Annotated in this window: 14 protein-coding genes; 9 read left to right on the top strand and 5 right to left on the bottom strand. The window is 73.6% G+C overall.

Annotation, left to right across the window (positions count from 1 at the left end; all coding sequences use genetic code 11):
- The first annotated feature begins 644 nt into the window (after positions 1–644).
- On the top strand, positions 645–947 hold the full coding sequence (locus ACRYR2_RS14805; RefSeq protein ID WP_432563645.1) for a DUF4193 domain-containing protein: 303 nt from the start codon (positions 645–647) through the stop codon (positions 945–947).
- 169 nt (positions 948–1116) lie between these two features.
- Here the strand turns inward: ACRYR2_RS14805 and ACRYR2_RS14800 are convergent, their stop codons facing one another.
- The 3 genes from ACRYR2_RS14800 to ACRYR2_RS14790 form a co-directional block, all read right to left on the bottom strand.
- Positions 1117–1422 carry an EthD domain-containing protein gene (locus ACRYR2_RS14800; protein ID WP_432563644.1) on the bottom strand — a complete coding sequence of 102 codons (306 nt, stop codon included), beginning with the start codon at positions 1420–1422 and terminating at the stop codon, positions 1117–1119.
- 78 nt (positions 1423–1500) lie between these two features.
- On the bottom strand, positions 1501–3012 hold the full coding sequence (locus ACRYR2_RS14795; RefSeq protein WP_432563643.1) for a dihydrolipoyl dehydrogenase family protein: 1512 nt from the start codon (positions 3010–3012) through the stop codon (positions 1501–1503).
- A 55-nt stretch (positions 3013–3067) separates the two neighbouring features.
- A complete protein-coding gene (locus ACRYR2_RS14790; protein ID WP_432563642.1) occupies positions 3068–3670 on the bottom strand; it encodes a hypothetical protein in 603 nt (200 codons plus the stop codon).
- A 267-nt stretch (positions 3671–3937) separates the two neighbouring features.
- Here ACRYR2_RS14790 and ACRYR2_RS14785 point away from each other — a divergent pair, with 267 nt between their 5' ends.
- Positions 3938–4513: a TetR/AcrR family transcriptional regulator gene (locus tag ACRYR2_RS14785; RefSeq protein WP_432563641.1), complete on the top strand. Its 576-nt coding sequence runs from the start codon at positions 3938–3940 to the stop codon at positions 4511–4513.
- A 155-nt stretch (positions 4514–4668) separates the two neighbouring features.
- Here the strand turns inward: ACRYR2_RS14785 and ACRYR2_RS14780 are convergent, their stop codons facing one another.
- Positions 4669–5694 (bottom strand): asparaginase, encoded by a 1026-nt coding sequence (locus tag ACRYR2_RS14780; RefSeq protein WP_432563640.1) that lies wholly within the window; start codon positions 5692–5694, stop codon positions 4669–4671.
- A gap of 169 nt (positions 5695–5863) precedes the next feature.
- Here ACRYR2_RS14780 and ACRYR2_RS14775 point away from each other — a divergent pair, with 169 nt between their 5' ends.
- The 5 genes from ACRYR2_RS14775 to ACRYR2_RS14755 all read left to right on the top strand — a co-directional run bounded on the left by ACRYR2_RS14775 (position 5864) and on the right by ACRYR2_RS14755 (position 11992).
- Positions 5864–6922 carry a LacI family DNA-binding transcriptional regulator gene (locus tag ACRYR2_RS14775; protein WP_432563639.1) on the top strand — a complete coding sequence of 353 codons (1059 nt, stop codon included), beginning with the start codon at positions 5864–5866 and terminating at the stop codon, positions 6920–6922.
- Between the two features lie 107 nt (positions 6923–7029).
- A complete protein-coding gene (gene rutA, locus ACRYR2_RS14770; protein ID WP_432563638.1) occupies positions 7030–8124 on the top strand; it encodes a pyrimidine utilization protein A in 1095 nt (364 codons plus the stop codon).
- A gap of 24 nt (positions 8125–8148) precedes the next feature.
- Complete coding sequence (locus ACRYR2_RS14765) at positions 8149–9819, top strand: amidase (RefSeq protein ID WP_432563637.1); 1671 nt, start codon at positions 8149–8151, stop codon at positions 9817–9819.
- A complete protein-coding gene (locus tag ACRYR2_RS14760; protein ID WP_432563636.1) occupies positions 9816–11282 on the top strand; it encodes an MFS transporter in 1467 nt (488 codons plus the stop codon). Before ACRYR2_RS14765 ends, ACRYR2_RS14760 begins: the two co-directional genes overlap by 4 nt.
- The gene (locus ACRYR2_RS14755) at positions 11279–11992 is read left to right on the top strand and encodes an isochorismatase family protein (protein ID WP_432563635.1); all 714 of its coding nucleotides are present in this window, start codon (positions 11279–11281) and stop codon (positions 11990–11992) included. Before ACRYR2_RS14760 ends, ACRYR2_RS14755 begins: the two co-directional genes overlap by 4 nt.
- A gap of 79 nt (positions 11993–12071) precedes the next feature.
- On the opposite strand, the gene ACRYR2_RS14750 is transcribed toward ACRYR2_RS14755, so the two are convergent.
- Positions 12072–12758: a GntR family transcriptional regulator gene (locus ACRYR2_RS14750; RefSeq protein WP_432563634.1), complete on the bottom strand. Its 687-nt coding sequence runs from the start codon at positions 12756–12758 to the stop codon at positions 12072–12074.
- A 188-nt stretch (positions 12759–12946) separates the two neighbouring features.
- Between ACRYR2_RS14750 and ACRYR2_RS14745 the strand changes: the two genes are divergently transcribed.
- Positions 12947–13960, top strand: coding sequence for a tripartite tricarboxylate transporter substrate binding protein (locus ACRYR2_RS14745; protein ID WP_432563633.1), 1014 nt, complete (start codon positions 12947–12949; stop codon positions 13958–13960).
- Between the two features lie 5 nt (positions 13961–13965).
- Positions 13966–14550 (top strand): tripartite tricarboxylate transporter TctB family protein, encoded by a 585-nt coding sequence (locus tag ACRYR2_RS14740; RefSeq protein WP_432563632.1) that lies wholly within the window; start codon positions 13966–13968, stop codon positions 14548–14550.

Here is a 14550-nt window from a genome sequence, read left to right as displayed (position 1 = left end):
CGCCCCGGCGCGTCCCGGACGCCCCGCCGCGCCGAGCGGGCGAGCGGTGGCCGGCGGTCCCGGTGGGGGCCTGCGTGGGCGCGCGCGGCGCTGGAAACCCCCCACGGGCGGCTCACCGTGCACTGGGAACGGGACGGCCCCGAACAGGTCGGGCGAGGTCGAGGTGCCGCCGGCGCCCACCCACCCAGCGGCTCGCGGGAGACCGAGCGGTGCGTCCAGACCGCTGAACATGGCGTCCACCTCCAGGCCGGACCGGAGGTGTGGGAGGAACAACGGTCGAGAACGCGTCACCGGGCGGCCGTGACCGACCCGGTCGCGGCGTGACCAGCATCCTGCGCCCACGCGTTCCCGGCCGTCGTCCGCGATCGACGCCGGAGCCGTCGCACCGGGGAACTCCGGCTCGTCCGCGACGGGCGACGTTCCGCACCGGGCCGATCCCGGATCGTCGTGCCGGGCTCCTGCCCCGGACGGGGTGCTGCGGGTGGGGCGGACAGCGCGCCGGCTCCGGTCCGCGGTGGTGCCGCTGGTGGCCGCGGGGGCGGCGCACGGCATGATGCGTGCTCGCTCCCGGCCGGACGTGGGGCATGAACGGTGCGCAGGCTGCGTTGGCCTGTGCGCAGCCGACAGGACCAAGGGGAGTGACGATGGCGACCGACTACGACGCGCCGCGCAAGAACGCCGACGACGAGGACACCGACTCCCTCGAGGAGCTGAAGACCCGCCGATCCGCGTCCTCCGCCTCGGCCGACGTCGAGGAGGACGAGGCCGTCGCGGCGGAGTCCTTCGAGCTGCCCGGCGCGGACCTGTCGGGAGAGGAGCTCTCGGTGCGGGTGCTGCCCCGGCAGCAGGACGAGTTCACCTGCACCAGCTGCTTCCTGGTCAAGCACCGCAGCCAGCTGCACGACGGGACCAGCGGTCAGTTCGTCTGCAACGACTGCGCGGCCTGACGCCCCCACGAGCGAAGCGCCGGCATCGACGGACCCGGCCTCCAGCCCGAGGTCGGGCGAGCGCTGGCAGCGGTCGCTCCCTGCCGGTGGTGCGGGTACGCGGTGCCCCGGCCGGCTCGGCGTTCCCGACGGCGCCGCGGAACCGGGCACGGTGCAGCGCGCCGGTCCGTCATCGCGGCTCGACCTCGGAGAACAGGGCGGTGAAGGGCGTGCCGGTCGCCAGCAACTGCTGGAACAGTTCGGCGGCCGGCGGTGTCGCCACCGCTGCCGAGGCGCCCTCGTAGCTGTCGAAGTACAGATCCAGGGTCCGGTGGGCAGGAGTGGGCGTGCCGTCCTCCTTGGGCCAGACCCTGGCCGACTCCAGCCGCTGCAGGCGCGGCAGGGCGCGGGCGAGGTCGAGCACCTCCGGGTAGGCGCGCTCGAACGCCTCGGGTTCGTCGGGGTTGTCGATGACGAAGGTGATCTTCGTGGGCATGCCGTGTCCTTCGGGGTCGTGTGTCGTCGTGGGGAACGAGGTCGGTGCGGTGCGGTGGCCCGTCACCGTCGGGAGTGTTCAGGCGGGTCGTTCGTAGGTCTCCAGCAGGCGCAGCCAGACCTCGCTGATGGTGGGGAAGGCCGGGACGGCGTGCCGGAGCCGGTCGACGGGCACCTCGGCGACGATGGCGATGGTGGCGGCGTGCAGCAGTTCGGCCACGTCGGGGCCGACGAGGGTGAACCCGACGATCACCTCGCGGTCCTCGTCGACGACCATGCGGGCGTGGCCCCGGTAGCCGTCGGTGTGGACCGCCGCGCCGGCCACTGCGCCCAGGTCGTGGTCCACGATCCGCACCGACAGGCCGGCGGCCTGCGCGGCGGCGGCGGTCAGTCCGACCGAGGCGACCTCGGGGTCGGTGAAGACGACCTGGGGGACCGCTTTCTCGTCGGCGGTGACCGCGTGCCGGCCCCAGGGGCCGTGGTCGAGCCGTTCACCGCGGGCGCGGGCGGTGATGACGTCGCCGAGGGCGCGGGCCTGGTACTTGCCCTGGTGGGTCAGCAGGACCCGGTGGTTGACGTCGCCGGCGGCGTAGAGCCAGTCGCCGGCCAGCGGCCGGCCGCCTTCGTCGAGCACCCGCAGGGTGTCGTCGACGGTCAGCCAGGACCCGGGTTCGAGGCCGATGGTCTCCAGGCCGAGATCGGCGGTGTTGGGGGTGCGCCCGACCGCCACGAGCACCTCGTCGGCACTGAGCTGCGTTCCGTCGCCCAGTTCGAGCCGGACCTGTCCAGTTCCCTCGCGGTGCACGGCGGTGACCTCGACGCCGAGGCGCACCTCGGCTCCGGCCTCGCGCAGGGCGGCGGTGACGTGGGCTGCGGCGAAGGGTTCGGTGCGCGGCAGCACGCCGTCGCGGGCCAGGACGGTGACGGCGGAACCCAGGGCGGCGTAGGCGGTGGCCATCTCGGCGGCCACGACGCCGCCGCCGAGGATGGCCAGCCGGTCCGGGACCGTGGTGGCGGCGACCCCGTCGCGGCTGGTCCAGGGTCCCGCCGCACGCAACCCGGTGATGTCGGGCACCAGGGCGCTGGTGCCGGTGGCGAGCACGACGGCGTGCCGGGCGGTCAGGACGATCGGGCGGCCGGTCCCGTCGTCGACCTGCACCACGCGGGGGGCGGTGATGCGCCCCTGCCCGCGGTACAGCGCGATGCCGGCGCCGTGCAGCCAGGAGACCTGACCCTCGTCGTGCCAGTGCGAGGCGAAGGCGTCGCGGCGCTGCAGCACTGCGGCGGCGTCGAGTTCGCCGCTCACCGCCTGGGCGGCGCCGGGAACGTTCCGGGCGGCCCGCAGAACCGCGGCGCTGCGCAGCAGGGCCTTGGTGGGCATGCAGGCCCAGTAGGAGCATTCCCCGCCGACGAGTTCGCGTTCGACGACGGCGGCGCTCAGGCCGGCCCGGGTGATGCGGTCGGCGACGTTCTCGCCCACCGGACCCGCGCCGATGACCACGACGTCGAAGGTGTCGTCCTCGGTCCCGTCGGAACCGGGGGTCGAGGAGTTGCTGGAGGAGTTGTTCGCGGGGTTCGTGTCGGTGTTCATGTCTTCGGCCTCGTCGTCAGTTGCCTGGAGTTCCTGCGGACGTTCTGCGTGGTGGTCACCGGCCTCGTGCGGCGCGTCCCAGGCGCAGGGCGGAGATGAGGAAGAAGATCCCGCCGGGAACGGCGTAGCCGGCGGCGCCGGTCAGCGTCGGGTCGGCCGCGCCGGCGCCGGCGATGAAGGAGGTACCGGCCACGGTGGAGATGGCGCCGCTGACGATCAGCGGCCACTGCCCGCCCATCCGTCGGCGGCGGACGGCCACGATCAGCTGGATCAGCCCGGCCACGACGGCCCAGGCTCCCCACACGCGCAGCACCGCGGGGATGCCGGAGGCGGCAGCGAACCCGACGGCGATGGCGGTGAGCGAACTGACGGCCATGTTCAGGTACAGGCCGGTCAGCGGCCCACCGGCCGCTCCGTCGGCCCGTGAGGCGCGCGCGTCGACGACGGTGGCCGCGACGTCGAACAACGGGTACAGCACCAGCAGCGCCCCCGTGACCGGCCCCAGGTGTGAGGCCGTCGACAGGATCACCGCAGCCCAGACGACGGCGAAGGCGAAACGGGTGAAGTACAGCCGGCGCAAGGTGGCCGCGGCGCGAGGTGCGGTGCCGGATGCCGTCTCGGGAGCGGAAGGGGCGGGCGTTGCGGTGTGGTGGTCCACGGGGTTCCTCCGGAGTTCGTGTTCGCTGGGTCGGGGTACGCGCTCGTCGTACGGGCGAGCCCACCGCGTCCTGCTGACCGCCGTGGTGACCGACGGCGAGCGCGGTCGGGCGACCGGGACGGCCGCGGCGGTGTTCGGCGCAGGCGGTGAGTCCGAAGTAGAATGACTAGTCACTCTACTTCGATGACCGTAGCCCACCCCGCGGCGGCGGCGCAAGGGGCCGGAGGAAGGCGGGGTGGGAGGAAGGGGACACGTATGCTCGGCGCCGTGAAGGAGTCCCTGCGCGACCGCCTGGTCACCGCCGCCAGCGAGCTGTTCTACGCGGCCGGCCTTCGCGCGGTGAGCGTGGACAAGGTCATCGAGCGGGCCGAGACGACCAAGGTGACCTTCTACCGGCACTTCAAGTCCAAGGACGACCTCGTCGTGGCCTACCTGCAGGCCAGCTCCGAGCAGGAACGCCGGGCCGTGGCAGCGGCCTTGGCGCGTGCGCCGGAGGAAGGTGTGCCGGCCGCGTTGGAGTCCCTGGCCGAACTCATCGGCTCGGCGGCCTGCCGCCCGGGGTTTCGCGGCTGCGCCTTCATCAACGCCGCCGCCGAGTACCCCGATGCGGCCAGCGGACCCCGCCGGGTCGTGGATGAGCACCGCGCCTGGTACCGCGACGCGTTCCAGCAGTTCGTGACGCCCCTGGGTGTTCCGGATCCGGCGGCCACGGCCGAGGACCTGCTGCTGCTGCGCGATGGCGCCATGGTCGCCGGCTACCTCGACGACCCGTCCAAGGTGACGGCCTCGTTCCTGCGCAGCAGCCAGGCGCTGGTCGAGGTGGAAGCCGCCGTTCGCCGCTGAGCTGGACCGGCCCGCCCGCAAGCGTCCCCCGTGCGGCGAAGAACGTGCCGTGACGGCGTCGTCGCCGGCCGCGGCCGCCAGCACGAGCAGCGCTGCCTGCGGCCGGACCCGGCGGCGCGGGGATCGTCCTGCGCGAACCCTGCGGGCCGAAGAGTTCAGTGCGTGGCGAACACGTCGGCGATCGCGTTCCTGTCGAGCCCCGCAGCCAGGCAGAGGCTGAGCAGGATGCGGGCCGTGGGCAACGACAGCGTCCCCGTCGACAGCAGGCCGCGCTGCTCGAGGCCGCGGCGGTGAGCCAGCCGACCGGTCACGGCGCGGCTGCCCTGGACGACGACGACCCCGTCGGCGATCGCCGCGTCGACCGCCGCCTCGACGGTGCTCGGGCTCATTCCCGGCGGCATCGACGCCAGCACGAGGCCCTGGGCGCCGGAGGCGATGGGTCGGTCGATGACCTCGGGGCCCACGCCGGCCCACAGGGGAACGATCTCGACGCGCGGTAGCGGCGGGGTGACGTGGTCGAAGAGCGCCCCGAAGAGGCTGGTCGTCGTGTGCCGTCGCAGCACCCGGCGCTCGAGGAACACGTTGCCGTAGGGGTCGATGTCGCCGAGCGGGCCGTGGTCGCGGGCCTGGAAGGTGTCGAGCGCGTGGTTGGAGCTCTTCACCACGTCCCGGGCCGACAGGATCCGCTCGTCGAGGCTGACCAGGACACCCTGTCCGCGAGCGTGGGGTGATGCCGCCAGGACGACGGCGTTCCACAGGTTCGTCTGCGCGTCGGAGGCGATCGAGGTCGGAGGGCGCTGGGCGCCGGTGACGACGATCGGAACCTGCGTCGGCACGGTGAGGTGCAGGACGTAGGCGGTTTCCTCCAGCGTGGCTGTCCCGTGGGCGACGACGATCCCGGACGGCGCGGGTTCCTCCTCGAGGATCTGCAGGATGCGAGCGCGCAGGCGGAACCAGAACGGTTCGTCGACGTCGTTGGACCGGATCCTGGAGAACCGCCGGACGCCGACTTCGACGCCCGGGGGGAACCGGTAGAGCGGCACCGCTTCCTCGTCGGTCAGGACGTGGGCCAGGTCGACGTAGTCGAGCCGGTCGAGTTCGTCGTCGCCGCCGCTGCCGATGGTGCCGCCGGTGAGGAGGACGGCGACGTGCGGTGCGGTGTCGTTCTCCGGCTGGGGCATCGTGTCCACCTCGTGGGTCGTGCGGGTCACCAGGTCCCGCGGCGGGAGGTCGTGCACTCGCGGGAGGTCGACGCGGGGGTCGCGTGCCGTCCGGCTGAGTGGCCTCGACCGGTGGGGGACATCCTGTTCCCCACCGGTCGGAAGCTGCGTTCGAGCTTAGGTTGTCCCTGTGAGCGACTCCGCAGTCATCCCGCCGGGCCGTGACCACGACGGCCCGGTCACCGGGTACGACGTCGCCCGGGCGGCGGGGGTGTCGCAGTCGACGGTGTCCCGGGCTCTGCGCGGTGACGCCCGGGTGGTCGCGCAGACCCGCGAGCACGTGCTGCAGGTGGCCCGTGAGCTGGGTTACGTCGTCAACCAGTCGGCGCGCAGCCTGATCACGCGGCGGACCTGCACGATCGCCATCGTCTCCGGTGACCTGCGCAATCCGGCGTACTCGCTGCTGATCCAGGTCCTGCAGGAGCAGTTCCACGCCCGCGACCACCGGGTGCTGCTGCTGTCGGACCACGACGAGGGGGCGGGGCGGTTCGAGCGGGACCTGGACAGCCTGCGGGGCGGCCTGGTCGACGGGATCGTCCACATCTCGGCCCGCACCGGCTCCTCCGCGGTGGCCGACCTGGTCGGGGTCGGGTTGCCGCTGGTCGTGCTCAACCGGGACGTGGAGGGTCGGCTGGCGCGCGTGGTGGACCGGGTGACCTCGGACAACCTCACCGGTGGGCGACTGCTGGCCGCTCACCTGCACGAGCGTGGCGCGCGGCGGATCGCCGTCGTCGGCGGGCCCGCGGACAACCCGAGCCTGCGACGGCGGGCCAGGGGGTTCGCCCGGGAACTGGCCAGGCTGGGCAGTCCGCTGGACCCCTCGTTGATCCGCCGGGGCACGGTCACCTCGGCCTTCGGGGTGAGCGCGGCGCTGGAACTGCTGGACGTGCCGGCTGCGCGCCGGCCCGAGGCGGTGTTCGGCGAGACGGACTACATCGCCCTCGGGGTGCTCGAGGCCGCGGCACAACTGGGTCTGAGGGTGCCGGGCGACCTGCAGGTCGTCGGCTACAACGACCTGGAGTGGGCGGGGTGGACCATGATCGACCTGACGACCGTCCGGCAGCCGATGCGGGAGATGGCGCAGGCCGCGGGCGACGCGCTCTTCGCGCGGATGGCCGATCCGCATGCGCCGCAGGTGGTGCGGAACTTCGGTGTGGAACTCGTGGAACGCGGATCCACCCGCAGCTGACCTGGGTCGCACGAAACACGGCGTTCACACGCCTGAGACTGGCGAGCAACAACCGGTCCGTACATTCGCAGTCACGATCCGACCGACGGACTGACCAGGGGGTTCTCGTGGACATCGGTGTGTTCATCCCGATCGGCAACAACGGCTGGTTGATCTCGAAGTCGTCTCCGCAGTACATGCCCAGCTACGAGCTGAACAAGGCGGTCGTGCAGAAGGCCGAGCAGCACGGGCTGGACTTCGCCCTGTCGATGATCAAGTTGCGCGGGTTCGGTGGGGAGACCGAGTACTGGGACCACAACCTGGAATCGTTCACGTTGATGGCCGGCCTGGCGGCGGTCACCGAGAAGATCAAGCTGTACGCCTCGACCGCGATCTTGACGCTGCCGCCGGCGATGGTGGCGCGGATGGCCTCGACGATCGACTCCATCGCGCCGGGCCGGTTCGGGGTGAACGTGGTGACCGGGTGGGCCCCGGGTGAGTACACGCAGATGGGGTTGTGGCCGGGCGATGAGCACTTCACCAACCGGTACGCGCGGGCGCGGGAGTACGTGCGGGTCCTGCGCGATCTGACCGAGCGCGGACGCAGCGACTTCAAGGGCGAGTTCTACACGATGGACGACTGCGTGCTCTCGCCGTTGCCGGCGGCGGGGCGGATCGACATCGTGGCGGCGGGTCAGTCCGACACCGGGATGAAGTTCGCCGCCGAGAACGCCGACTACGACTTCCTGCTCGGCACCGGGGTGAACACGCCGAAGGCGATGCAGGAGACGGGCCAACGGTACGTCGAGGCCGTCCGGGCCGCCGGCCGTGAGTCGGGGGCACTGGCGTTGTTCATGGTGATCGCGGACGAGACCGACGAGCTGGCGATGGCCAAGTGGCACGACTACCACGACAACGCCGACCTGGCGGCGTTGAACTACCAGGCCGACGAGGCGGGGGCGGACGCGACGGCCGGTGAGGGGTCGACGGCCAGGACGATCGCGTTGCCCGAGGGCGCGGTGAACTTCAACATGGGCACCCTGGTGGGCTCCTACGAGTCGGTGGCGCGGATGCTGGACGAGGCGGCGGAGGTTCCCGGGGTCAAGGGGATCATGCTGACGTTCGACGACTTCCTGGCCGGTCTGGACGCGTTCGGGGAGCGGATCCAGCCGTTGATGCAGAGCCGGGCCCGCATCCCGTCGCCCGCCCCGGCCACCGCCTGAGACCGGGCAGCGGAGGAGCGCGACGTGCTCGAGCAGTTGCGGGCCGAGGCCGCGGCGGACGGGGAGTTCCAGGGGCTGCTCGGCAGTCACCGGAGTCGGCCGCATGCTCCTTCGCCGAGTTCGAGCACTCCCGAGCCCGCTGCCGCGCAGGCGTTCCTGCGTGAGCATCCGCGGCCCCGGGCGAGCGCGGTCGGTGTGCTGGAGCCCGCGGCCGACCCCGTCGGCGCCCCGGGGGTCGCCGAGCTCCTGGCCGACTACGCCGCAGGGCGTCGCGATCCGCGCGAGGTCGTCGCCGCCGCGGTGGCTGCCGCCGGTCCGGACGGACCGGCCCCCACGGCCTTCTGGAACCTCACCCCCGGTGCGCACGAGGCCGCCGCCGAGAGCGCACGGCGGTTCGCCGCCGGGACAGCGCGGGCGCTCGAGGGGGTTCCGTTCGGCGTCAAGGACGTCGTCGACGTCGCGGGTGCGTTGGTCACCTGCGGTTCGCACCTGACGGGGGACCGCCGGGCGGACACGGACGCGACGGTCGTGGCCCGGTTGCGCGCGGCGGGGGCGATCCCCGTCGTCATGACCGCCACGACCGAGTTCGCCTGCGGCTCACCGCTCAACGCCCGGTACGGGGCGGCGCAGAACCCCTGGCGCGCGGGACGCTGGACCGGAGGTTCCTCGACCGGTTCGGCGGCCGGGGTGGCCGCGCGCGTCCTGCCCTTCGCGCTGGGCACCGACACCGGCGGCTCGGTCCGGGTACCCAGCTCCCTGTGCGGGATCACCGGCCTGAAACCCACCTACGGGCTGGTCCCGCGCACCGGGGTGGCGGCCCTGTCGTGGACGCTGGACCACGTCGGGCCGATGGCGCGCAGCGCTGTGGACCTCGCCCACCTGCTCACCGTCATGGCCGGTCCCGACGGCGTCGACCCCACCGCACCACCGACTCCTCCCGACCTCACGCCGGGGGTGGTCGCCGGGGCCGGCGCTCTGCCGGGTCGCCGCGTGGGGCGGGTGCGGGGCTGGTTCGAGCAGCGCTGCGACGCCACGGTCATCGCCGCGGTCGACCGGACGGTGCAGACGCTGCGGGCGGCCGGCGCGGTCGTCGTGGACGTCGAACTGCCCGCCGCCGGGAACTGGTACGCCGACGGCCTGATCATCCTCTCCGGGGAACTCACCGCCACCCAGGAGGGCCACCTGAGCGATGCCGCGCACCTGGAGCTGTTCGACGCCGGGACCCGCAAGCGGCTGGGACGTGGCGCCGCGGCGAGCGCCGCGGACTACCTGCGGGCCCTGCGCGGCCGGGCGCAGGCCCAACGCGACCTCGCCGCGGTCATGGACGAGGCGGCGGTGGAGTTCCTGGTGACGCCCGCGGTGGGCACCACGGCCCCGCACCTGCAGGACCTGACCGCCGACGTGGACGACGAACGGGTACCGCTGCAGGAAATCGTGCCCCGCAACACGTCCCCGTTCAACGTGACGGGTTTCCCCGCGATGGTGCTGCCCGCCGGAACCGGCCGGGACGAGCTGCCGGTCGCGGTGCAGTTCATCGCCCGGCCGTACGCCGACGCCGCCCTGCTCGGCCTGGGCGTGGGGCTGCAGGAGGTCAGCCGGTACCACCTGGCCGCGCCGCCGACCGCGCCGCCGACCGCGCCGCCGACCGCGCCGCCGACCGCGCCGCCGGTGGTGGGGACGGTCGTCGCAGGGTGAGGCGCGCCAACCCGTGGACGGTGTTCTCCGCGACCAGCACCGGGGTCGTCGCCGTCTTCCTCAACATCTCCGGGGTCAACGTCGCGCTGCCCACGATCGCCCGTGAACTGGGGGCGAGCGCGGCGCAGTCGAGCTGGATCCTGCTGTCGTACATGCTCGTCACGACGGTGCTCGTCCTCGCGATCGGCCGGCTGGCCGACATCGTCGGCCGCCGGCCGCTGTACGTGGGCGGGTACGTCGTGTTCACCCTCGCCACGGCGGTGTGCGCGTTGAGCCCGGCACCGGAGGTGCTCATCGCGGCCCGCACCGTGCAGGGTGTGGGAGCCGCGGCGCTGGTCACCAACACGACCGCACTGCTGACCGACTCGTTCCCGTCGGGGTCGTTGGGGCGCGGGCTGGGCCTGAACGCCACCGTGGCCGCCGTGACCCAGGCCGTCGGCCCGCTGGCCGGGGGTGCGGCGACCAGTTGGCTCGGCTGGCGCGGGACGTTCCTGGTGACCCTGCCGATCTGCCTGCTGGGACTCATCTGGTCGGTCCTCGTCGTCCCCCGCACGCCCGCGCGCCGCGGCCCGCGGGAGCGCTTCGACGTCGGGGGAGCGTTGCTGTCGACCGTGGCGCTGGCCGCGACCCTGCTGGCGCTGTCACCGGACGTCCTGGCCGAGATGGGCCTGTCGGGGAGTGGGCCGGTGTTCGGCGCGGTCGCGTCGCTGGTGTGGGTCGTCTTCGTCGCCTGGCAGCGTCGCCGGGCCTCGCCCCTGGTGGACCTCGCGGTGCTGGTGCACCGGATGCGCGGGCCGCTGTACGCGGCGGTGCTGCTCAACGCGGCGGCGCAGTACGCCGTCGTCGTGCTCGTCTCCCTGGTGCTGCAGTCGACCGGTCGTGTCGACGCCCTGGCGGCCGGTTTGCTGGTCAGCCCGCTGGCCGTGGGGACGACGCTGGGTGCCGTCGTCGCCGGGAACCTCGTGGGCCGCCTCCCGGCCCGCACCCTGGTCACCTCCGGCAGCGCCGCGGTCCTGGCCGGCACGGTGCTGCTCGCCGTCGTCCTGTCCCCGGACGGTTCCTACTGGCCGGTGCTGGTGGGACTGTTCGCCGTGGGCACCGGGACGGGTCTGTTCATGACCCCGGGCACCAGCCTGCTCATGCTCACCGTCCCGGCGACCCAGCGCGGCATCGCCAACGGTGTGCGCTCGGCGCTGCAGAACGTGGGGTTCCTGCTGAGCACGGCGGTGGCGCTGGGGGTGGCGACCAGCGGTCTGAGCGGCAGCGCCCGCGCCGACGCCTACGCCGGCGCGCTGTCCGCGGCCCCGGCGCAGCTCGGGGCCTTCGCCGACGGTGTCCGTGCGGCCCTGGTCGTGCTGGCGGTCATCGCCCTGCTGGCCCTGCTGGCCTGCGCCGTGCTCCCCGGCCGGCGCCCCGCTCCGACGACCACCGCCACCGAGCTGCAGGAGGAGAGCGTTCCGTGAGTGTCGACGACTACGCCGGAGCCGGTTTCGGCGCCGGCCTGACCCCGGGTTCCCGACCCGCGCTGCTGCTGGTCGACCCGGCCGTGGCCTACACCGACCCGGCCTCCCACCTGTACGTCGGGCCGGCGGCGGAGGCCGCCGCGCAGGGGATGCGCTCGCTGCTGGCCGCCGCCCGCGCCGCGGGGATCCCCGTCGTGGTCACGCGCGTCGAGATCGCCGCCGACGGCAGCGACGCCGGCGTGTTCTTCCGCAAGGTCCCGGGGTTGCGGGCCTTCGGGCCGGGCTCGCCGTTGGCCCGGTACGTCCACGGGCTCGCACCGGGTGAGGGGGACGTGGAGATCGTCAAGCAGTACCCCAGCGCCTACTTCGGCACCGGCCTGGCGCAGGTGCTGCGCGACCGGGGCGTGGACACCCTGCTGATCGGCGGGTTCAGCACGTCCGGCTGCGTCCGGGCCAGCACGCTGGACACCTTGCAGCACGGTTTCGTCCCGCTCGTGGTGACCGGGGCCTGCGGGGACCGGGACGAAGCCGTGCAGGCCGCGAACCTGTTCGACATGGGGCAGAAGATGGCCGAGCTGTGGGACCTGGCCACCGCGCGCGACTACCTGGGCGGGCTGTCCCTGCGAAGCGGCGGACGAATCCTCCCGGGGGGAGCCCCTGGTTCCGGGACGTCCGGGACGTCCGGGACGTGGGTGCGGGCCACCACGTGACGCTTCGCGAGCACCCGCGGAGGACCTCGGGACAGGAGGCCCCGCGGTGGCCCTCCTGTCGACCCCTGGAAGGCCGGGGCTAGGAGCCGGCCGCCGGCGAGGAGGCAGCGGCCTCCCGCAGCAGGCGGAGGCGGATGTCGCGCGCTGTGCGCATGTGGGCCGCGGCGATCCGTCGGGCCCGATCCGCGTCGTGCTCGCCGATCGCGTGCAGCAGTTCGGCGTGCTCCACCAGCGCGCTCTCCCAGCGTCCGGACACCGACAGGGTCGAGTGCGGTGAGTGGACCTGGTGCACGGTCAGGCGCTCCAGCAGGTCCAGCAGGACGGGGTTGTGGGCCGCGCGCCACACCGCGGCGTGGAACTCCATGTTGGTCCGGGTGCGGGTGGCGTCGTCGGGGTGGACCAGCGCGCGGTCACGGGCCAGCAGCCGTTCCAGTTCGAGGAGATCGCCGATCTGCGCCACGCGGGCGGCCTCGGCCGCCACCTCCGCCTCGAGGAGGATCCGCGCGTCGTAGACCTGCACGACCTCCCCGGGAGAGACGACCCGGACCTGCAGACCACGCACCCCCGGCTCCAGGAGGCGGTCGTGCGCCAGGCGCCGCAGGGCTTCGCGCACGGGGGTCCGTGAGACCCCGAACTCCTCGGCGAGCGCGAGCTCCAGGACCCGGCTGCCCGGGGGGCGTTCGCCGTTGAGCACCTGCGCGCGCACCCGGGTGTAGATGGTGTCGGCGTCGACCCGCGTGCGAGCGGCGGAGGGCGGTGGGTTCATGGTCAGCTCATGCTGCCAGCCGGGCGGCCGGGGCCGCGCACGTGCCCGCGCCCGCGATCGCGGAAACGGTCGCCGGTGACGCCGCGAGCCGGCCGCCGGACATCCGTCGAGCGCACGGTCCCTCCCCTTGTCCACAACGACACGCTGAGTGTATACATGCGTCGACAGAGCTGTCGACGGAGACGGGGATGATCGACGTGGAGCAGTCCCGCAACCTGACCAGACGTGCCGTCCTGCCGGCGGTCGTCGCGGTCGCCGCGACCGTCGGGGTGATCGCCACCGCGCCGGAGTCCAGCAGCGGCGCCCAGGGCGCGCTGGGCGAGGGCGATCAGTTGCGCATCATGGCGCCGGCGAGCCCGGGTGGCGGGTGGGACCAGACCTCGCGCGCCATGCAGCAGGCCCTGCGCGACGTCGTCGGGCGCAGCGAGGTCTACAACGTCGGCGGGGCGGGCGGGACCATCGGCCTGAGCCAGTTCGTGCGGCACGAGGGTGACCCCAGCGAGCTCATGACGTTCGGCCTCATCATGGTCGGCGCCGTCGAGGCCAACCGCGCTCCCGTCGGGCTCGACCGCGTCACCCCGCTGGCCCGGCTGACCACCGACGAGGAGGTCGTCGTCGTCCCCGCGAACTCGCCGCTGCGCACCGTCGAGGACCTCGCCGCCGCCATGCGCGCCGACCTCGGTGCCGTCTCGGTGGCGGGCGGCTCCGCCGGCGGCGTCGAGCAGATCCTCGCCGGCCTGCTGGCGCAGAGCGTGGGCGTCGACCCGTCCGGGGTGAACTACATCGCCCACTCCGGGGGAGGAGAGGCCCTGACCACGGTGCTCTCCGGGCGGGCCGCCGCGGCGATCTCCGGTGTCTCGGAGATCCTCGCCCAGATCGAGGCCGGTACCGTCCGCCCGCTGGCCGTCGCGAGCGAGGAACGGGTGCCCGCCCTGCGGGACGTCCCCACGTTGCGGGAGAGCGGACTGGACGTCGTGCTGTCCAACTGGCGCGGGGTCGCCGCCCCGGGGGGCATCACGCCCGCGCAGGAACAGGCGCTGGAGGAGCTCATCGGGCAGATGGTGCGCACATCGACCTGGCAGGAGACGCTGCGCGACCGCGGATGGGGCGACGCGTTCCTGCCCGGGGAACCCTTCCGGGCCTTCGTCGACGACGAGCAGCGCCGGGTCGCCGACGTCCTCGCCGCGATCGGGCTGGGGTGAGGGCCGTGGTGGGCACCGGGAAGGACGCAGCGGCCCGCGACCGGCGGCGACCGGAGCCGGCACCGGTCTCCGGCCGCCGCGCCGAGCAGAACGCCACGGCGGTGTTCGGGCTCGTCCTCGTCGTCGTGGGCATCCTCGTCGTGGCCGACGCCCTGCGGCTGCCCGACACCGGCACCATCGGCCCGGGCGCCGTGCCGCTGCCCGTGGGTGCCCTCCTGGCACTGGTGGGGGCGTTGCTGGCCGTCTCGGCCGTACGGTCCCGGGCCCGCGGCGCCGAACCCCGGGACACGGTGGACACGGGCGCGGTGGACGCGGACACGGCCCCGGCCGGAACGCGGCCCCGAGCCAGTCGTGAGCGGTGGTGGCGCTGCCTGCTGCTGGCCGCCCTGCTGGTCGCCTTCGCCGTGCTGCTGCAGCCGCTGGGGTACGTGCTGACCTCCGCGCTGCTGTTCGCGGGCGCGGCCCTGCTCCTCGGCGCCGCCTCGACGTGGCGGGCGCTCTGCTACGGCTGGACCCTGGCGGCGGTCGTCTTCCTCGTCTTCGACCGCCTCATCGGGCTCAGCCTCCCGACCGGACCGTGGGGGTTCTGA

The sequence above is a fragment of the Kineococcus deserti genome, assembly GCF_050871945.1.
In the GTDB taxonomy this organism is placed as follows: Bacteria; Actinomycetota; Actinomycetes; order Actinomycetales; family Kineococcaceae; genus Kineococcus.
Note: the sequence above shows the minus strand (reverse complement) of the source record. Positions and strands in the feature narration are given on the sequence as shown.

Bases quoted from the DNA above. Each gene is read 5' to 3' on its own strand.
- ACRYR2_RS14805 (WP_432563645.1), top strand. From the start codon at position 645: ATGGCGACCGACTACGACGCGCCGCGCAAGAACGCCGACGACGAGGAC.
- ACRYR2_RS14800 (WP_432563644.1), bottom strand. From the start codon at position 1,422: ATGCCCACGAAGATCACCTTCGTCATCGACAACCCCGACGAACCCGAG.
- ACRYR2_RS14795 (WP_432563643.1), bottom strand. From the start codon at position 3,012: ATGAACACCGACACGAACCCCGCGAACAACTCCTCCAGCAACTCCTCG.
- ACRYR2_RS14780 (WP_432563640.1), bottom strand. From the start codon at position 5,694: ATGCCCCAGCCGGAGAACGACACCGCACCGCACGTCGCCGTCCTCCTC.
- ACRYR2_RS14750 (WP_432563634.1), bottom strand. From the start codon at position 12,758: ATGAACCCACCGCCCTCCGCCGCTCGCACGCGGGTCGACGCCGACACC.
- ACRYR2_RS14745 (WP_432563633.1), top strand. From the start codon at position 12,947: ATGATCGACGTGGAGCAGTCCCGCAACCTGACCAGACGTGCCGTCCTG.